This window comes from Bacillus marinisedimentorum, from assembly GCF_001644195.2.
Lineage (GTDB): Bacteria > Bacillota > Bacilli > Bacillales > Bacillaceae_O > Bacillus_BL > Bacillus_BL marinisedimentorum.
This window is the reverse complement of record NZ_LWBL02000007.1, coordinates 34,310-52,650: the sequence shown is the minus strand read 5'-3', so window position 1 is coordinate 52,650 and position 18,341 is coordinate 34,310. Positions and strand designations below refer to the sequence as shown.

The window sequence follows — 18,341 nt, the reverse complement described above, 5'->3', positions numbered from 1 at the left end:
GCGGGGCGGGCGGTGAGCCTCCTGATCGCTATCGCTCTTCGGAGTTTCATCCTTCCTCTATGTCTCTTCCTGTATAGGTTGTACAGTCTGGTTGAAAGGTAATATGAATAGCTACAAATACTCTTACATAAGTATGGGGAGAGGTTTTTTAATAAGGAGGCGGCATTATGAGTAATCCAATTGTCGAGAGATCATTGGACGAAATACAATTTTGGTCCAGGATCATGAAGGAACATGCTTTATTTCTAAGTTTGGGATTTACTTATGAACAAACGCAATTGATTGCAGAAGCCCAACAGTTTATTATCCTTTTTGAGCGAATAGAGGAGAAATTAGCAAGATTTAATGTGAATGCGGATATTAACCAAATTAAATCCTTCAACAATGAAGTATATCAAGCAGCTGTTAGTATATGGGGTTATAAAAGAAAAGTTTTAGGGTTAACGTTACGCTGCGAAATAAGGACGAATAACTATCCACTATTAGTGGATCATATCAGCAGAGAAGCTGCTTACTTTGCCAATCGTCTAAGAGATCTTAATGAGGGGAAATTGGCACCCGAACCTGATACCATCATTCAAGAAAATTTATTCTTTCTAAAGATAATGGCCGACCATGCCAAATTTATAGGACACCTTTTAGATCCATCTGAAAGAAAACTAGTGGACCAGGCAAGCGAATTCAGCCATGATTTTGATCAATTGGTTTTTCAAGCAATTGATTTAGATTCGATGCGCCCCCAATCTGAAACTGTACCAATCTTGGATCAGTTTCTAGATCAAAACAGGGTATCGGTTGTTTCATTAAGAGATTTTAAGAAGACAGCCAGAGAGTTAATAGAGGCATGCCGTATTAAAAGTAATATACACCCACTACTTGCCGACCACACATTTAGAGAAGCGGAGAGATTTTTGGAAATTATAGATTTATTCGACTCCCACCTTTCAGGCACAAAAAAAGGAGGATAGTCAACGTGTCGCCTTACGAGGTGGCTTTTTTTCATGGAGCCATGCAAAAGGTAGAAAAAGAGTTTGTGAAATTTTGTACTGATAGTAAGGAAAAGGTAGAAAAGCGAACGCTTTGGATGTAGTGTCCCAATTTGAAGGTTTCCATATAAGGAGTCGTTTAATAAGACAAGAATACAAAATATAGCTTCCATAAAAGTGAAAGCTGTGCTTTTTACTACTACTAACAACATTCAATGTTATGTAAGTGTAAGTAGTTTCATTCCCAAGTCGGTTGGCATGCTTTTTGGTGTATAAAAAGATGTAAAAAAAATACTTGTATAGAAAGGTGCCCAACTCTTTTCCTGTGAGCTAGGATATAAAAATTGTTTATCTTTTTATGGACAGTTTGAAAGGAAAGTAATGAACATCGATAAGAAGAGAGAAAACCGAACATTTCACGGTACTGGAAAGGAGAAAAAGACGTCCTGCCATGACGGCCAGAACGCCTTAGACCTTACTCTTCCACTTTTATTTGCCCCATCATGCCGGCGTCCTCATGCTCAAGAATGTGGCAATGGTACATGAAAATCCCTTTGTAGTCCCAGGTTGCCAGCACTTCTACTTCCTCGCCGGGATAGACGAGGACAGTGTCCTTCCAGCCCCTTTCATTTTGGGGAGGTTGATTCCCATCCCGGCTCAGCACCTGGAACTGGACGCCGTGAACATGGAAAGGATGCGCAAGTCCGCCTTCATTGCCCATCATGCGCATCTTAGGATTTGTGATTCCCCAAATTTCAGGTTCATGAAGTTTTAGAACTTCATCGATCCGGTTAATATCCATTTGTTTGCCGTTGATATTGACCATGGGCCCCATTCCCTGCATCGCAATTTCCCTTGTGCGTTTGGCTGAGCTCCGGTCAGGCTCCGGGATATCGGCGAGTTTGTCTGGCAGGGGACTATCATTTCCTTTCTTATTATCGACACGGAATTCAATGAATGGAGTGCCGCTGTCAGTCAACTGAACGGTTTCTCCTTTCTTATAGTCAGAAAAGTCAACGATGATTTCCGCCCTTTCTCCCGGTGAAAGTGTAAGTGAATCCATTTCTACCGGCTTTTCCAGCAGACCGCCGTCACTGGCGATTTGATGGAAGGATTCTCCGTTATCAAGCTGGAAATCATATATTCGTGCATTTGAACCATTCAGCAGCCGGAACCGCACTTTTCCGCGCGGCACTTCCTTATAAGGATTAATCGCCCCATTGACGGTAACCGTATCACCATGAAGACCCATCATGACATCGGGCATATTCAGGTTATATGTAATGTTTCCGTCTTCGGTGAAGGTGCGGTCCTGCACAATGAGCGGGATGTCATCGACGCCATACTTTTTTGGAATATCAAGTGATTTGGAATTTTCGTCATCAATATAAAACAATCCTGCCAATCCTTTATAGACCTGTCTTCCTGTTTCATCCAGCAGGTGAGGGTGATACCACATCGTACCGGCAGGCTGGTTGATTGTAAATTCAGGCGCCCAGACCGTTCCGTTGTCGATTACAGTATGCGGGCCCCCGTCATCTTCGCCGTCAATTTCCAGGCCGTGCCAGTGAACGGTCGTTTCTTCACCGATCTGATTTTCGACTTTCATTTGCACCTGCTCGCCCGTTTTCACACGGATAAGGGGTCCAAGATAGTCACCGTTGAAGCCGAGAGTGTCGGCTTCCATGCCTGGAAAAAATTCTTTCTTGCCTTTTTGGGCCTTTAAGTGAAATTCGGCTTTATTCGGATCAGGGTTTTGATCTTTAAGTACGGGGGGGATGGGCAATTCTTTTTCCCACTTTGCCAGCTGCGGGTTCACCAGGTCGTCCATTGCTTTGACGTTCATTGCCCGGCTGTTTTCTTCTGTAATAAAGTAGACGGTAATTGTACCGGCAACAACGATGACGGCTGCAAACAAAAGGTCACCAAACTTTTTCATGCTCATAACCCCTTATCATTTGTTGTTTTTCAAGGCCAGTCTGACAGCAATGTAGACAACTGCTCCCATGACAAGCAAGTTGACAATATAAGCGAGGATTCCAAACCCCATTGCCTGGCTCATCATGCCCTGCATTCCCATAAACTCCCTCCTTTCCGGTACGGTAATGGATAAATGGATATCTATATTAAATTTCACAACTCTATTTGTAATAAACCCGCTATCATGACAATATGTGAACAAGGTAAGGCAGCCTTGCCGGCTGCCTTTTTAGGGATGTTAGTCAATTTTCTTTTGACATCGCTTTTGCCGTAAACAATCCATCAAGTGGAAGGGCCCTGTCTGTAAGGATCGAATGGTTTTCTCCGCTTACTTTGGCTGAGAGGGAGATATCCTCCGCTTTTTTTCATAAAGGAATGGGGCCATTTTTTTCACATGGTCAACCATGATTTCCACCTGTTCCTCCGCTGCTTTCTTCAGTGACTGATCTTCAATGTGCGTCATGCAGTGCTTAAACGCTGGATGATCCCTTCGTGCAGGGCAGGTGCTCACCCATCAATGCCACATCTGTCATTTCATCATTTCATTCACTCCTTTCTTTTTGATCTTCATAAATTCCCGGTAACCTGTTGATTAATCAGATGTAAAAAAAGTTGAGTAAAGATATACAGACTTTCGTCAGAAATTGTTAACTGTTTTTGCAAACTTTCTCGATAAATTAAAGTGAAAATGAAGTCAGATCAGAAAGGAGAGAGGGTAAATGAAGAATAAAGTTCTTATTGGCATACTGGCGGCTGGACTGGTTGCAGGAGGAGCGACCACAGCCATGGCTCACGGTGACGGGGCAGCTATTCAATCGAATGGAGAGGGCCAGGGAATATTTAATTTTGGACAGATGCAAAACTATATGGAGCAGATGCACCCTGGGTGGTCCAAAGAAGAGATAAAAGAAATGTACAATTACATGCATGGTACAAATGGGGCCGCTCCAAGCAAAAACTTCGAACAAATGCATGAGGGCAACTGGAGTGGGGTTGAAGACATGCATTCAGGAGGAATGGGAGGGTTTATAGACTGAATAATAGTCTTTTCGTGAAGTGTCAATCAGCAGAATAGAGATAACCTGATGATAAACTGAGTAGGCCGGGAATGGATTCTCCTCATCGCTATTGTCTTTGAATGAACAACATACGATAAACAGTTAACAACATGTAGCAGGGACACCGACTCTTTTTGAAAAATGACTGAATCATAAAAGCCGCCTGTTTAAGCGGTAATTCCAATTTGAAATGTCAAAACTTCCTATTAAGTTGAAATCAAGCGAATAGAAAACTAAAGGTTGGATCAACATAAGCTGGGAAAGAAGTAATTGAAGCCTATTAATACGATTAAGGAGTGAAATTGCATGGGCGGCGGAGGTATGATGAACGGCGGCTGGGGAATGACAGGCGGCTGGTTTGTACCACTTCTTGTTGTTATTCTCATAGCTGTCGGCATCATGTATTTTATGAGAAACAATGATGGCAATCGGAAGCAAAATCAATCCGGTTCACTGGATATATTGAAAGAACGATACGCCAAAGGAGAAATTACAGAAGAAGAATTTGAACGCAAAAAAGCAAAATTGGATTTGGATAATTAATGCACAGGATGCCTACATAAAAAATAGTGGCATCCTTTTTTTAATAAGGCTGTGTTAAAGCTCAATGTTGATTTTTTCTCTAGTTAATTGGAGTGGAAGGTGCGAGACTCCTCGAAAATAAAAGTCAATCTTCTTCGTGAGGTGTCTTTTCAATTGCACAAAAATTGCATAATTATTTGCTAACTTTGACACAGTGACAGAATGATTTCCTTGAACTGGGAGGGATGAAGTCCGATATCATTTTTATGGACTTCCTTACTGTTCAAAGTCCATTTAAAAGGGAGTAAAAAGAATATAAAGAAACGCTGCCAGGGGGGATCATGTGCAGAAAAAGAGAAATCGCCAGTTGTTTCGGATAGCTGTTCTTGCTATTCTATTTGGAGCGCTTGGATTTACGCTCTATACCAACTTTTTTAATAGTAAAGATGTAGTCGGAATAGGAGACCCGGCCCCGAACTTCGTGCTGACGGATATGGAAGGCAACCGGGTTGAACTGGCCGAGCTAAGAGGAAAAGGGGTATTCCTCAACTTCTGGGGTACATGGTGCGAACCGTGCAAAGAGGAAATGCCTTACATGCAAAGCCAGTATGAAGTTTTCAAAGACAGAGGCGTGGAAATTATTGCAGTGAATGTCGATGAAACGAAACTTGCCGTCAATCGGTTCGCCAATACATACGGCCTGACGTTCCCAATTGTGATTGATAAGGGTGAAGTATTGGATGCTTATGGAGTCAATCCGCTGCCGACGACCTTTTTAATTGATAAAGACGGCAAAATCGTCGATAAAATAACCGCAAGCATGTCTGAGCAAGAAGTTGCGGACTACATGAAAAGGATAGAACCATAAACATCCAGGGGATATTTGGGTAGTGACGGGGGTTAAAAATGAAAAGTAAACAAGTTGCGTGCGAATGCGGCCATGAGAATCCTTACAGAACTGAGTTGTGTGAAGCCTGCGGGACCCGCTGGCCGATGGAGCAGATGACCAGAAGACCAGAAGACCCCCCTTTTGAACATGCGCTATAAGAGGATGTATAATAGGATGGCTGGCGGGCAAGTTTCTGAGGGTTTACATCCAGCAATAGCAATGAGAGTTTTGAAATTAAGGAAACCGATGAAGGTTTTGAACAAAGAATAGAGCTTAGGTATTTGGTGAGAAATAAACGGCCTTGAAAGAGTTTGGATTAAGTTCACTTTTGTAACACGCAAATACTTAGAAGGAAAAAGTATGCCTGAATAGTAAAGGAGCGCAATATGCCAGTTAAAATCACACCTAAGGGAGAGCAATTGATTCTTCAGCAAATAGCCGATTTTGAACAACGTTTAAAGCAAGTGCGTATGGATAAAAATAGTGCCTATCATGCTTGCGGCGATGACAAGTTAGCCAATCCCAATTTTCATAAATTAGAGCAAGAAGAACGTATATTGGAAGAACGCATTCGCGAAGTTAAAAATACGTATAAAAATGCTGAACTTATTAAGTTTGATTCGCGTAACACGGAAAAAGTCGAGATCGGCTCGATCGTGAAGTGTTCGTTTGAGTATCCAGATTTTTTGGAAGAAGAAATTTATGAAATCGTCGGATACGGTGAATCGAATATAGAGGAAAACAAACTTTTCTATGGTACACCAATTGCGATGAAGTTGATAGGATTAAAAACTGGTGAGGAAACCATTTTGTCAGTTCCTTCTGGAAAAGTGAAGTGCAAGGTTATAGAGATGTATAGTACATGGGACGAAGCAGGGCATCAGTAAAATACTGTTTAAAGATAAAGTTCTTCAAGGGGCTTGCCAGTAAAAGGTGGGCCTCTTTTTTTATAGGCTCTGTCTGTTAAAGTTTGTTGTTGGTAAATCGCTAAGCAGAGTAAAAACAAAAAGTGGAAACCGTTGAGACACTCAGAATATTTGGTTTCATAATTAAACGTTATTCCTTAATCTATAACGAAACAGGGTTGTGGTGGCATTAGTAGGGCGTTTTAAACCGGGGTGTTGATTTCCGCTGCAGGGGCTCGCTTTCCGCGGGGCGGGCGGTGAGCCTCCTCATCGCTGGCACTCTTGCGGGGTCTCACCTGTCCCGCTGCTCCCGCCGGAGTCGAGCCCCTTCCGCTCCAATCAACTTGTGCGTGAATAGGTATCCCTTTTTTATTTTATTGGCTCTACCCTGAAATATCTGTGGATAACTTTTAGATGTGGAGGGCCTTGCCTTTGTAGATATTTCATTCATTTATGTGCCAAAAATTTTGCATGGATGTCTGTTAAAGTTTAATGTTGATATTTATAGAAAAAAACAGAACTTCCATAAAACCGGAAGTTCTGTTTAGTTTTATTGTCTTATCGAACTAACGCCCCCCTCAGTTTAACAATATAATAAAAAAATCGCTCATCGATACACTTCACGCTTTAATTCTTTATATTTTGTTCCTTCTATAATAATTTCATATGTTTCATCTTTTTCAAGTAAGGTGGGTAATTTATTTAATTTAATAATGTTGTTTACTACATTAATCAACTCACCTTGTGTTTTTTCAGCGTTTAAGCCAGTATCACTAATATTTGTTCTCACAATGATTTTTATTGGTTTAGGATTAAAGTCGATGGCAACACCTGTATAATATGAAGCGCTTATTAATTCATTATCAATTGCAGGAATAACTCTCATCCATTTATCCTCTATCGAACTATTAACATAATCTTCTTCCATAAAAATAATTGGTGTCATAACTATAAACAAACAAGAAATTACAACAACGGCTTCAAGTAAGTCTTTTGGACCTACTTTTTTCATCTTCATTTTTTCTCTGTATTTTTGTTGGATTTTTCTCTTCTTTACTACATCTACCTTCATAAGTATCTACTCCTTAAAAGGTATAAAACTGCATACTTCCACTAACCTGCCCGTTAGTTGAATAAAGAAATCCCCTTTATACAGTAAATTTAGATAATCTAAGTGTATCATATGTTTCTATATTTGGAATTTAATTCCGTTTTATTATCATATCGTTTATTGTGACTTCGAAAATTCAAATTCCGTTTAAGTGAGTTATGGAAGGGAGTTAAGTCGGAGAAGGATTGAACTGTATTGTAGAGAATGTAATTTAAAAGGTCTTTCTACAAGGCGGTGGATGATGAAGTTAATTGATAGGACTAAAGCATATATTGATAACCACTATAAAACACCTAAAGGTCTTTTAGGAATGTACATCGGTGAAAAAATGGTCCGTCAACATGAACCGGAAACGAGATGGACGATTGAGCTGATGAAATTACAACAGGGCGAGAGTGTACTGGATCTTGGGTGTGGTGCGGGTTTAGCAGTGAAGCTCATACTTGAGCGTTTTGCAGTGGAACAAGTAGTAGGGCTCGATCTTTCACCTGTTATGATACGCTCAGCTAAAAGAAGAAACAAAAAAGAACTAGGAAAAAGAGCAAAGTTTGTGAAAGCTGGCATGAACAGCTTGCCGTTCCAGGACAAGCAATTTGACAAGGTTTTTAGCATACATACAATTTACTTCTGGGATGATTTCCCCGAAACGGTGTCAGAAATAATGAGAGTATTAAAACCAGGCGGTTCATTTATTGTCACTCTCACCAATGGCAAAAACGATGAAATCTGGGAGGGGGTAAATACACTTGTAGAAGAAAAACTTATCCCTTCAATGGAAACGTATTCCTGTGTTGATGTTCAAATAGTAAAAGGTCCAAATTCAAGGCAGTTTCATACAATTGCCGTAATGGGCAAAAAGAAAGCCTGAAGTTATTCATTATGTACAACAATACGATGGCGGTGAGAGTATAAGATTGATTCACTGAATTCATGCTTTGAACGGTATGATCATTTGTTTCTTACTCGCCGCCATTTAGCATACATCTGTCATTAACAAACAAAGCGGAAACTGTTTCCGGCTTTGTTTCAATCTAACTCATTCATAACACACAGATGTTCCTTGGCTAAATTTAGAGTTATCAGCAATCGGTTTTTTTGTGCTGCTCTCAAACCCTAAGGATGAACGGTGTTGCGATTATTTTTATGTTTGGAGATTGTCGGAAGATTGGGCGGGTGGCTTTGTACCATGTTTTATTGACAGCGGCTTGCCTGCCTGCCTGCCATGTTCGGCGTGAATAAGCCGAGTGAAGGCGTGAAAAGCTCTGTATACGGCGCGAAACTGGCCTTTTGGCGCAAAAGGGAGAAGATCGGGCGTGAATGACCAGGAGTGCGGCGTGAAACAGGACTGGTTCCGCGTGAAAGGGCGGCGATATGGAGCGAAAGCGGAATCAAGGCTAGTCCGCCCATCATGTTCGGCGTGAAAAAGCCGTATCATGGCGTGAAAAGCCCTGAGTACGGCGCGAAACCAAAGAGATTCTGCGAGAAACAGAACTGCTGCCTGGAATGGTCCGGCGTAATGTCATCCATTGAACTGCTTTTTATCACCTGAACAGCAGATCAGATAAGACATGCTTCAACCCAATCCCCATTACCCCAACTTTGTATCTGGCCGATGTGAAGCGCTTCCTCCGTTATGACATGAAAAAGTATGTTTTCATATGAAAAATTGTATTCTTTCCCTTCCTCTCCGGTTCTTATTATCCACCTTACCTTAACCATTGCACCTTTGGTATAATTTGGTTTAGGGCGTGCTTAAAAGGCTGTTTCCGGATATCCCATTTTAGGAGAGGATCAATTTGATAACTTTGTACATAACAAGACACGGCGAGACGGTATGGAATACGGAAAAACGGATGCAGGGATGGCGTGATTCCGAGTTAACGGAAAACGGGATTCGAAACGCCGTATTGCTTGGGGATAGACTCAGAGATATTCCGTTTGATGCGATTTATTCAAGTCCCAGTACACGGACGCGGTCAACCGCAGACTTAATAAAAGCAGAAAAAGACATTCCGGTCATTTTTGATGAAAACTTGAAGGAGATCAACTTGGGGAAATGGGAAGGCAAAACGGTTTCATTTATTGAGAAGCACTACTCCGATCAATTTCACTGCTTCTGGAATACACCTCACCTATATACAGCGCAAACGGGTGAGAACTTTGGTGACTTGAAAAACAGGGTGCTGGAATTTTTAACTTCACTTCGAGAAAATCATTCATCGGGAACTGTCCTGATTGTTACACATTCGGTTGTCATCAAGACAATGTTATCCCACTTTAAAAATGAACCGCTGGAGAAATTGTGGGATCCTCCTTTCATTCATGATACAAGCTTGACAATAGTGGAATTGAACGGTGAAACATACAAGATTGTCACTGAAGGAGATATCTCACACAGGGTATTTGAGGAAATTGAAAACTAATACAAATAATAGAAGGATAGGATAAATCCAAAAAAAAGGGGATTGATTCTATTAAAATATTTGATGCACACTTACATATCATAGATAAGAGGTTTCCTTTGTTTCCGAATCAAGGCTACCTTCCCGATACCTTTTCGTGCAGTGACTATTTAGAGAGCACCAAAAGTTTAAATGTTATTGGGGGAGCTGTTGTGTCGGGTTCCTTTCAGGGTTTTGATCAATCGTATTTGATTGATGCAATCCAAACCTTGGGTGAAAACTATGCCGGAGTTACACAGCTTCCCTCTGATACTCGGGATGAAGAAATAATTAGGCTTAACGAATTAGGGGTAAGGGCGCTTCGGTTCAATGTCAATCGCGGCGGTTCCGAAGATATCTCCCGGCTGGACTATTTCGCGAGAAGGGTCTACGAGTTGGCCGGATGGCATACGGAGTTATACATAAACTCTACTCGATTGCCGGATGTCTCTTCTATTATCGAAAAGCTTCCCGCTGTTTCAGTCGACCATCTCGGCTTATCCAGGGATGGGTTTGATCATTTGCTCTCATTGGTGGACAAGGGGGTTAAAGTCAAAGCAACCGGTTTTGGCAGAATTGATTTTGATCCAGGTGAAGCGATGAAGCATATTTATTCCATAAATCCCGAAGCACTCATGTTTGGCACAGATTTGCCATCAACAAGAGCCGGCAGACCCTTTCTGCTTTCCGATGTGGATTTAATTCTCAATAATATGGAAGAAGAACAGGCTGAAAAGATATTATTCAAGAATGCACTTAATTGGTATTTGAAGTAAAATAAGATTATTTATGTAAACAAAGGAGATTGATCATGAGTTCAGAAATCGGTCTGGATCACATAGAGGAGCATGAACTGAAGAGCATATTACATAAAATGAAAAGCGGAGCAACGGCGCTGGGTGGGGAAGTTGGAAAAGACGTCCTCGTTCAGGCCATGATGAAACATATCGGTTCAACGGACAGTGAGCTTAGAGACCGCTTGATTTATAGTTCTTTTTATTATTTTATTATAGAAGATAATCAACTTGAACATGAACTGCTGGATGAACTATTGGATCATTGTTTAAGTGACCTGCTGTTTAAAGGAATCGGTGAAAATGGAACGGATACAGTTTTCACAAGGGCGTTCACTACCCTCTTAATTGCTCTCATTTTAGGAAGGGATAATGAGGATGACTTTTTATCCGAACAGACGGTCCATACGGTTAAAGAAAAACTGATCCGATATATGAATGCGGAGAAAGACTTGAGAGGATTTGTCCCCGAAAAAGGCTGGGCTCACAGCATAGCACATGCAGCTGATGCGTTTGATGAGCTTGCAAAGAACCCAAAACTGGGCCGGAAATCATATCCGGATTTGCTGAAACCGTTATGGAATAAAATTTTTGTTTCAACAAGTGTTTATGTTCATGAAGAGGATGAAAGGATTATAACTCCTATCATAACAATGATGGAAAATGGGTTGGAAACAAAAGAAGTGGTAACTTTGCTGCAGCAAATGCCTGAGGAACTTAGCATTCAAAAAGAGCAGCTTGAAGAAGAAAACTATTGGATCCTGGTTTTCAACTGCAAGACATTCTTAAAGAGTTTTTACATAAAAGCCGGCAGTATTCCGAAGCTGAGGCCGCTTCAAAAGAGTATAGAAAAATGCCTGGCGGCAATTTAAAGCATCTGCTTTAAAAGAAAAAGCACTTTCAGCCACATATGCCTCTACGTCTAAAATTGCCTTTCACCTTTTTGCGTGATGTAGATGTTGAGTTTATTTGAAATGTTTTTTAAAAGCAGCGGAGCAGGTTCTGAACAGACGAATATTTTGCAAGCTGTGGGATGAAGAGATAGAAATCGTGATTGAGTATGGAGACCAAACCGATATCATCGAGTTAAGCTGAATACAGAGAGGAGGGACAACCATTAAAAGAGTTTCACTTTTCCTTATGTGTATGCTGATTATAGCTGGCTGCGGCCAGCCTGGAAAAGAAGTGAAGATAAAAGTTGGGGATCCTGATGCTCCGCCGACAGACCAGCTGGAAAAGAAGGAAGATTAAGCGGGCGCGTACCCTGATAGGAGGGGGCACCTTCGCCATTAAGGAGAGATAACTATGAAAATTGTCCAGCAATGGAATGAGGAAGACAACAATTATATCCGCAAGAAATTGATTGAATATAATCTTTCTGTTTTGCCTGATGAAGTAAAGCATCCAAAAAAAAACATCAGTTTTATGATGAGGAATGATGAAGGTGAAATAGCCGGCGGGATTACAGGTACGATTTTTTGGCAGCACCTTCATATCGATTTTCTCTGGGTTGATTCATCTGTTAGAGGAGAAGGATATGGAGCTGAATTGCTTGGCAAAATTGAGGATGTTGCACGAGATAACGGATGCAGGCTGATCCTTTTGGATTCTTTCAGTTTTCAGGCACCTGATTTTTATCAGAAGTTTGGTTATGAAGTTACCGGCATCGTTGAAGACTTTCCGAAGGGGTATCAGCGGTATTATTTGGAGAAAAGGCTTATCTAAATTGGTCTTATATGATGAAGTCAATCAAAAAGAGCCGCTTATAAAAGCAGCTCTTTTTTTAAAATTCACTTTCAGAAGTCCTCTCTCGTCGTCGGATCCGAAATGCTGTTCGCACCTTCAGGGATGTTATCGTAGATCGCCGGGTCCACCTCATGGATGGAACCGTCAGCAAGTTTCCTGGCAACTTCATAAATCGGGACGGAAACAGTTGACTTAAGCATGCCCGTTTGCTTTTGACCGAGGTTCTGGCTCTGGCCTTTAAGTTCAATCAGCATGATTGAAGTGTCATTCAAGGCAAATGCGCCAAGTGCTGTTCCCGGCAAATCGACCTTCGGATATTTTTGAATGGCGCCGAAGGAAGAGAAGCCGCGCTGCAGGGAGTCATGGGCTACTGCATTCACCTGTTTGCCTAACGTCAGCACGTCTTCATCCACTGAATATTGTTTTCCTGAGAATGGGTCTGTATAGTCCCCGGCTACATCTGCGGCAACCTGGATGGAGACCTGGCGGTTGTCGTCATCAGACAGGGTGTTGAAGTAGCGGTGATGGACATCGACAAATACATCCGGCTCAAATTGTTTGAATACATCGGTTACAATTCTGGATTCAGCTGTTACATAATAACCGCCAAAGTCACTGCTGTTCTTCCCGTTATAGGCCTCGAACCAATTGCCGTTTTCGTCCTGTTTCCAAACATCCTTATCATTTAACGCGCCAGCAACCTCTTCAGCGGAATAATCACTGACCCTGAAATCGAGGTTCGGATTATAGTCACGGTTCTGGTCATAGCCGGGAATTCCGTATACGACCCGGCCGTTGTTGTTTTGCGCCCTTTCGCTTCCATCCGCATTATAGTACCACGGGGCAAGGGTGTCAGCAGGCAAGCCGAGTGCTTCCGGGTTCCATGTTTGATGCGTATATCTTGCCGGATACCATTCTCCTTCATACTGATTCATAGAGCCTTCGGGATTGATTCTCGGCAAGAACCAGATGGACACTTTGTCCAGGATTTCTTCGACTTCTTTGCCTCCGGCAGCGAGTTTCTGCATCAGGTCGATTGCACCTTCCGTTCCGACCTGCTCATTCCCGTGAATCTGGGTCGTGATTAAGATTTTCTTCTTATCAGGATCGTTATCCCCGAACTTTGCCAGATAAATCGGATCACCTTTTTCCTCATCGGTCCAATAGTTGTCAGGTTCATAGACGTTGGAGTAACCTGCAATTTCAAGCTCCATCTTTCCTTGAGAACTTCTTTCCAGCTTTTCCAGCGTTTTATAGAGCTGTTCATTGGTCATGAAGCTGGAGAAAGACAGGTTCTGCTCGTTTTCCACCCACGGGCCGTTTGGTTTTGACTGCGGATTGGCAAATGCAGCAGATGAAAAGGCAAGGGATAATGCAAGAGTGGTTGGCCCGGCTACTTTTAAAAACTTATTCATAAGACATCCTCCTAAGTATGTATTTCCTAAACTGAAATTTACGGGTCACTAAATAAAATGCAGGAAAACGTACTGAAGTGAGTTGATCACCACCTATTAATTGATAGATTTTTAAATTTACTAAATATTCTTACTAAAATCCTATAGAAGATAGGAGTGATAGACAATCGAACGAGCGAACTGTTTTGTATAAAATTGGAATAGTTCTCAGGGAGGTAGTTAGAGAGAAAGGAAGGTATAAAGTTCCATCTAAGGAAATGTATGAAGTGTCAAAGGAGGGATTTACGGCCTAAACGCGAATATACATCTAGTTGCAACAAAATAGCCAGGGGGATATCGATAGTGGATACAACAAATCAAAACAGCCATGCATGGGACCAGAAGGTGGAAGAAGGGGCAAGGTATACACAGCCGGTAAGTGAAGGGATCATCGATGAGAGCAAAGCGGGAAACTGGCATATCACCGTGACAACGGAGAGGCCGGTGCCGCGGGAATGATTCCCATCTTCCATTAAGGGACTTAAAATCCTTTGCCTGGCATCAGGTGGAGGGCAGCAGGGCCCGGTCCTTGCCGCTGCTGGTGCCGATGTGACCGTGACAGATATATCAAAAAAGCAGCTCGAACAGGATGAATTTGTGGCGAGACGCGATGGACTCGCGCTTAAAACGGTTCAGGGAGATATGTCAGACCTGAGTGATTTTGAGGATGGATATTTCGATATCATCGTTAATCCTGTTTCTAATATTTTTGTGAAAGACGTAATGCCTGTATGGAGGGAAGCGGCAAGGGTTTTGAAAACCAACGGCATTCTCATCACAGGATTTACGAATCCGCTTCTTTTCATCTTTGATGATAATGAAGAAAGGAAGGGGAAGTTGGACGTAAAGCATTCTGTTCCATCTTCAACTCTGGACTATCTTGACGAGAATGAAGTGGAGGAGTACATCCGTTCGAACCAGACGATTGAGTATGCCCATACGCTTGAAGACCTGATCCAGGGGCAAATCGATGCAGGCTTCCTTATTTCAGGATTTTTTGAAGATGATTTTGGGGGAACTAGAATTCTGGACCAATACATCAAAACGTTTATCGCCACAAGGTCAATCAAATCGGCAGTTCGATTATGAAGGGAAGAAGCCTTCCCTGAAAAGTGTTCGGAATTTATTCCGGGCACTTTTTTTATCGTATGAATTGTAAGGAAGGAACTATATCGACGCAGCGGGCAACTTAAGTGCAGCTGCGCCTCTGTCTTCGCCTAAAGGCTCGCCATCGGCGAGTTTTCTTTATGACTTTTACACCGAACAATATGATGCGCAGTCTTAAGGATTTTCCTGTGCTTTTTGATGAGAGCACTGCCTGGAGAAGTCATGATTGAATTTAACCGTGGAATTGGCTAAGCTTTACTTATAATGATTTGCATTTATTTTTCCGGGAGAGTGGACATTGTTGGACGATATACCGCTTAGTTCGTTTCTTTTACTTACTTTTTTGATCCTCTTATCGGCTTTTTTCTCATCTGCTGAAACAGCCTATTCCAGCGTGAATAAAATCCGGCTGAAGCATTTTGTGGATGAAGGGAGGAGGGGAAGCAGGAGAGCCCTTGCCATTGCAGAGGAATTTGATAAAACACTGTCGACCATATTGGTCGGAAACAATATCGTGAACATTGCGGCTGCCAGTATTTCTGCTAAGCTGGCAACGGATTTGGTCGGCGGGACGACCGGAATTTTGGTCAGTACGGTTATCATGACGATTTTGATCTTGATTTTTGGTGAAATCCTGCCAAAATCACTGGCAAAGGAAAATGCAGAAAGTTATTCATTGATGATATCCGGTGTGCTGCAATTTTTAATTATCCTGCTTACACCCATCAATTTTTTCTTTATCCAATTGAAGCTGCTGGTTTCAAAATTCTTTTCAAAAGAGTCGGGTATGCCGTCGGTTACGGAAGAAGAAATCAAGGTCATGCTTGATATAAGTGAAGAAGAAGGCGTTATTGACAGAGGCGAGCGCGAGCTGATTCATCGATCGATGGATTTTGACGACATCCTTGTCCGGGAGATATTGACGCCCCGAATCGATATGGTTGCAATCGAAGTCAATCAGCCCGTTGAAGAGATCAAACAAGTCTTTTTTGACGAACGGTTCTCACGAATTCCCGTCTATGAAGAAACGATCGATAATGTCATCGGCGTCTTATCGGAGAGGGAATTTTATACACATGTGTTGAAATATAATGATGTGAACATCAGGGAAATTATGAGGAAGCCGAAATTTGTCGTGGAATCGATGAAAATTTCTTCGCTGCTTCCGCAACTGCAGAAACAAAAAGTACATATGGCGATCGTTCTTGATCAATACGGCGGCACAGCAGGCCTTGTGACGCTCGAAGATGTGCTTGAGGAGATAGTCGGCGACATCTGGGATGAACAGGATGAGAAAATAAACGAAATGACGAAAATCAGTGACACGGTGTACGAGTTTGACGCCCAGTATCAGCTCGATGACTTCGCTGAAACGATGCACATCTCAATGCCGGAAAGCTCCTACCATACACTCGGGGGCTGGGTGATCGAAATTTTTGGCACGCTGCCAGTAAAAGGGGACGCATTCAATTTCGGGAATTTGACCGTGACAGTCGATGAGGTTGAAGAGCGGCGAATCAGGAAGATTATTGTTGAAATACAGGATCAGGAAGAACGAACAGATGGTTCTGCTTCGGTTTAATTGGTAAGCGAAAAGCATTCCGCCCGGGATGCTTTTTTTATTGGTATTCAAATTTAACTGAAACAAAGTGTAATGCCGTTCGACTAATGGGTAGCTCGAAAAGAAAAAGGAGTATAAATTATGCCTGCCAGCCGGATAAGTGAGTGGTTTTATGAATACAGCAATGATATTTATCAATTTTTAATTTATTACATAGGGACAAGTGATGTAGAAGACCTTGTACAAGAGGTTTTTATACGGGCAATAAAAAATGAAGATTCTTTTCAAGAACGATCAAGCCCAAAAACGTGGCTTTTCAGTATTGCCAGGCATGTAGCAATCGATGAAATCAGGAAAAAACAAAGCAGGAAACTAAAAGGGCTAATCTTAAAAAACACAAGCGATTATGTTAACCGGGATAGCCCTGAAAAGGTTTTTGAGTTTGCTGAAACAAATAAAGTACTGTTCAATGCCATTCAAAAATTAAGGAAGAACTATCGGGATGTGATTGTTTTGCGCGGAATAAAAGAGTTGAGCGTGAAAGAGACCGCCGAAATCCTGGACTGGAAAGAGGCAAAGGTCAGGTTAACCTTCCACAGAGCGATCAAAGCTTTACAGGATGAGAAAGAGAGGTTTATGTAATGCCGGAAGAAAACAGCCGTGAAGAAATCCAGCGCCAGCTGAAAAATCTTCCCAAACCAGAATTAAGTGAAGCGCAGCAAAAGCATATGCTGAATCAAATTCATGTATCAGCAGAAAATGCCGATAACAATAAAAGGAGGGCAACAGTCGTGAAAAAAATTAATACGGCATTTGTCACCCTTGCTGTCCTTATTGTTTTCTTTCTTTTGACGTATAGTCAAATAGACAACCGAAATTCCGAGATAAACAGGCATGCTGAAAAAGGCACTGTTTCAGAGTATCAGGATTATCCGGGCCTGAGTGCCCATCAGGTGGCGCTGGATGACTTTTATATCGAAATCCCTTTTCAAAAAGGACAAGTGGATATTACTAAAAGAGAAACAGGCGATTTTGTCTATATTGATGTGAAAGATAAAAAAAATGGGCGGATTCTCTATACGTATGGAGAGTCTTTAGAAGATGGCAATAAAGAAGAAATGATTTTCCGTGAAATTCAAACAGAAAAAACAAAGATCAGGCTGCAAACCACGCTAGAGATGGATGTTTCATCAGGCACAATTACAAGAGTAAAAGAAACAAATGCCGTTTTCAGCAAGAAACCAACCCGGATTGAGAATGACGTTATAGACGCGGCATCCAGGTCAGGCGGGTTTCCTGCAAAACAGGTGGAGGTGCTCGCCCTTCTCAATTTTAGTTGGGGTGGAGAAATGCAGAAGATATATGAAGGTTATGTATTTAGTGTGATTGATTGGGAGAAAGAGTCTGTGTTCACTCATCATGAGATGAAGCTCCATGGAACGGAAACGAAATTTGGAATTAAAAAAGTAAACGGGAAAGATGGCGAACCGGCATTTCCGGCAGGCAGCACTGGAAGGGAGTATAATGTTTACTTTTTAGATCGATCAAAAAATTTTAATGGAAAGAAATATGAAATGACAGCCACTCATACAAAAACGGGAAAGACGGTAAAACTTTATGAGTGGGACATTAACAATAACCGGAGTGTGGCAAAATTCAGTTTGGATAATACAGGAATATGGAAGATTGACGTGACAGTTGATAGAGCCCCATACACGAGTTTTATTGTTAAGGCCGAGTGAAAGTGAAACATTTCTTTATATGCCAGAAGATTATAATGGAGTTGG

The 18,341-nt window shown here is 41.8% G+C and carries 18 protein-coding genes and 1 pseudogene; 15 read left to right on the top strand and 4 right to left on the bottom strand.

The window, feature by feature from the left end:
- The first annotated feature begins 167 nt into the window (after positions 1-167).
- The gene (locus A4U59_RS01705) at positions 168-968 is read left to right on the top strand and encodes a DUF2935 domain-containing protein (protein WP_070119563.1); all 801 of its coding nucleotides are present in this window, start codon (positions 168-170) and stop codon (positions 966-968) included.
- Between the two features lie 493 nt (positions 969-1,461).
- Here the strand turns inward: A4U59_RS01705 and A4U59_RS01700 are convergent, their stop codons facing one another.
- Both A4U59_RS01700 and A4U59_RS22310 read right to left on the bottom strand, forming a co-directional pair.
- On the bottom strand, positions 1,462-2,925 hold the full coding sequence (locus tag A4U59_RS01700) for a multicopper oxidase family protein (protein ID WP_070119562.1): 1,464 nt from the start codon (positions 2,923-2,925) through the stop codon (positions 1,462-1,464).
- 15 nt (positions 2,926-2,940) lie between these two features.
- Positions 2,941-3,066 carry a hypothetical protein gene (locus tag A4U59_RS22310; protein WP_281183301.1) on the bottom strand — a complete coding sequence of 42 codons (126 nt, stop codon included), beginning with the start codon at positions 3,064-3,066 and terminating at the stop codon, positions 2,941-2,943.
- A gap of 619 nt (positions 3,067-3,685) precedes the next feature.
- Between A4U59_RS22310 and A4U59_RS01695 the strand changes: the two genes are divergently transcribed.
- The 4 genes from A4U59_RS01695 (at position 3,686) to A4U59_RS01680 (ending at position 6,322) form a co-directional block, all read left to right on the top strand.
- Positions 3,686-4,003, top strand: coding sequence for a hypothetical protein (locus A4U59_RS01695; RefSeq protein WP_070119561.1), 318 nt, complete (start codon positions 3,686-3,688; stop codon positions 4,001-4,003).
- Positions 4,004-4,330: 327 nt separating this feature from the next.
- Positions 4,331-4,567 (top strand): SHOCT domain-containing protein, encoded by a 237-nt coding sequence (locus tag A4U59_RS01690; protein WP_070119560.1) that lies wholly within the window; start codon positions 4,331-4,333, stop codon positions 4,565-4,567.
- Between the two features lie 322 nt (positions 4,568-4,889).
- A complete protein-coding gene (gene resA / locus A4U59_RS01685) occupies positions 4,890-5,414 on the top strand; it encodes a thiol-disulfide oxidoreductase ResA (RefSeq protein WP_070119559.1) in 525 nt (174 codons plus the stop codon).
- Between the two features lie 407 nt (positions 5,415-5,821).
- A complete protein-coding gene (locus tag A4U59_RS01680) occupies positions 5,822-6,322 on the top strand; it encodes a GreA/GreB family elongation factor (protein ID WP_070119558.1) in 501 nt (166 codons plus the stop codon).
- Between the two features lie 625 nt (positions 6,323-6,947).
- Here A4U59_RS01680 and A4U59_RS01675 read toward each other — a convergent pair.
- Entirely contained in the window at positions 6,948-7,412 is a 465-nt protein-coding gene (locus tag A4U59_RS01675; RefSeq protein ID WP_070119557.1) for a hypothetical protein, read from the bottom strand.
- Positions 7,413-7,692: 280 nt separating this feature from the next.
- On the opposite strand from A4U59_RS01675, the gene A4U59_RS01670 reads away from it, so the two are divergent.
- From A4U59_RS01670 to A4U59_RS01645, 6 genes are all read left to right on the top strand, one after another.
- Positions 7,693-8,319 (top strand): class I SAM-dependent methyltransferase, encoded by a 627-nt coding sequence (locus A4U59_RS01670; RefSeq protein WP_070119556.1) that lies wholly within the window; start codon positions 7,693-7,695, stop codon positions 8,317-8,319.
- Positions 8,320-8,778: 459 nt separating this feature from the next.
- Positions 8,779-9,000: a hypothetical protein gene (locus A4U59_RS01665; protein ID WP_070119555.1), complete on the top strand. Its 222-nt coding sequence runs from the start codon at positions 8,779-8,781 to the stop codon at positions 8,998-9,000.
- Positions 9,001-9,247: 247 nt separating this feature from the next.
- Positions 9,248-9,874, top strand: a complete 627-nt coding sequence (locus A4U59_RS01660) for a histidine phosphatase family protein (RefSeq protein WP_070119554.1) — start codon at positions 9,248-9,250, stop codon at positions 9,872-9,874.
- A gap of 50 nt (positions 9,875-9,924) precedes the next feature.
- Positions 9,925-10,668: an amidohydrolase family protein gene (locus A4U59_RS01655; protein ID WP_070119553.1), complete on the top strand. Its 744-nt coding sequence runs from the start codon at positions 9,925-9,927 to the stop codon at positions 10,666-10,668.
- Positions 10,669-10,703: 35 nt separating this feature from the next.
- On the top strand, positions 10,704-11,558 hold the full coding sequence (locus A4U59_RS01650; protein ID WP_070119552.1) for a DUF2785 domain-containing protein: 855 nt from the start codon (positions 10,704-10,706) through the stop codon (positions 11,556-11,558).
- A gap of 433 nt (positions 11,559-11,991) precedes the next feature.
- Positions 11,992-12,411 (top strand): GNAT family N-acetyltransferase, encoded by a 420-nt coding sequence (locus tag A4U59_RS01645; protein ID WP_070119551.1) that lies wholly within the window; start codon positions 11,992-11,994, stop codon positions 12,409-12,411.
- Between the two features lie 71 nt (positions 12,412-12,482).
- On the opposite strand, the gene A4U59_RS01640 is transcribed toward A4U59_RS01645, so the two are convergent.
- On the bottom strand, positions 12,483-13,847 hold the full coding sequence (locus A4U59_RS01640; RefSeq protein ID WP_070119550.1) for a M14 family zinc carboxypeptidase: 1,365 nt from the start codon (positions 13,845-13,847) through the stop codon (positions 12,483-12,485).
- A gap of 342 nt (positions 13,848-14,189) precedes the next feature.
- Between A4U59_RS01640 and A4U59_RS01635 the strand changes: the two are divergent.
- The 4 genes and pseudogenes from A4U59_RS01635 to A4U59_RS01620 all read left to right on the top strand — a co-directional run bounded on the left by A4U59_RS01635 (position 14,190) and on the right by A4U59_RS01620 (position 18,296).
- Positions 14,190-14,975, top strand: a pseudogene (locus A4U59_RS01635) (class I SAM-dependent methyltransferase).
- 319 nt (positions 14,976-15,294) lie between these two features.
- The gene (locus A4U59_RS01630) at positions 15,295-16,575 is read left to right on the top strand and encodes a hemolysin family protein (RefSeq protein WP_070119569.1); all 1,281 of its coding nucleotides are present in this window, start codon (positions 15,295-15,297) and stop codon (positions 16,573-16,575) included.
- 120 nt (positions 16,576-16,695) lie between these two features.
- Positions 16,696-17,196 carry an RNA polymerase sigma factor gene (locus A4U59_RS01625; protein WP_070119549.1) on the top strand — a complete coding sequence of 167 codons (501 nt, stop codon included), beginning with the start codon at positions 16,696-16,698 and terminating at the stop codon, positions 17,194-17,196.
- Complete coding sequence (locus A4U59_RS01620; RefSeq protein WP_070119548.1) at positions 17,196-18,296, top strand: hypothetical protein; 1,101 nt, start codon at positions 17,196-17,198, stop codon at positions 18,294-18,296. The genes A4U59_RS01625 and A4U59_RS01620 overlap by 1 nt, the downstream gene beginning before the upstream one ends.
- Positions 18,297-18,341: the final 45 nt, after the last annotated feature.

Bases quoted from the DNA above. Each gene is read 5' to 3' on its own strand.
- A4U59_RS01670 (WP_070119556.1), top strand. From the start codon at position 7,693: ATGAAGTTAATTGATAGGACTAAAGCATATATTGATAACCACTATAAA.
- A4U59_RS01650 (WP_070119552.1), top strand. From the start codon at position 10,704: ATGAGTTCAGAAATCGGTCTGGATCACATAGAGGAGCATGAACTGAAG.
- A4U59_RS01645 (WP_070119551.1), top strand. From the start codon at position 11,992: ATGAAAATTGTCCAGCAATGGAATGAGGAAGACAACAATTATATCCGC.
- A4U59_RS01680 (WP_070119558.1), top strand. From the start codon at position 5,822: ATGCCAGTTAAAATCACACCTAAGGGAGAGCAATTGATTCTTCAGCAA.
- A4U59_RS01700 (WP_070119562.1), bottom strand. From the start codon at position 2,925: ATGAAAAAGTTTGGTGACCTTTTGTTTGCAGCCGTCATCGTTGTTGCC.
- A4U59_RS01640 (WP_070119550.1), bottom strand. From the start codon at position 13,847: ATGAATAAGTTTTTAAAAGTAGCCGGGCCAACCACTCTTGCATTATCC.
- A4U59_RS22310 (WP_281183301.1), bottom strand. From the start codon at position 3,066: ATGGGAATGCAGGGCATGATGAGCCAGGCAATGGGGTTTGGAATCCTC.
- A4U59_RS01690 (WP_070119560.1), top strand. From the start codon at position 4,331: ATGGGCGGCGGAGGTATGATGAACGGCGGCTGGGGAATGACAGGCGGC.
- A4U59_RS01625 (WP_070119549.1), top strand. From the start codon at position 16,696: ATGCCTGCCAGCCGGATAAGTGAGTGGTTTTATGAATACAGCAATGAT.
- A4U59_RS01705 (WP_070119563.1), top strand. From the start codon at position 168: ATGAGTAATCCAATTGTCGAGAGATCATTGGACGAAATACAATTTTGG.
- A4U59_RS01695 (WP_070119561.1), top strand. From the start codon at position 3,686: ATGAAGAATAAAGTTCTTATTGGCATACTGGCGGCTGGACTGGTTGCA.
- A4U59_RS01620 (WP_070119548.1), top strand. From the start codon at position 17,196: ATGCCGGAAGAAAACAGCCGTGAAGAAATCCAGCGCCAGCTGAAAAAT.
- A4U59_RS01675 (WP_070119557.1), bottom strand. From the start codon at position 7,412: ATGAAGGTAGATGTAGTAAAGAAGAGAAAAATCCAACAAAAATACAGA.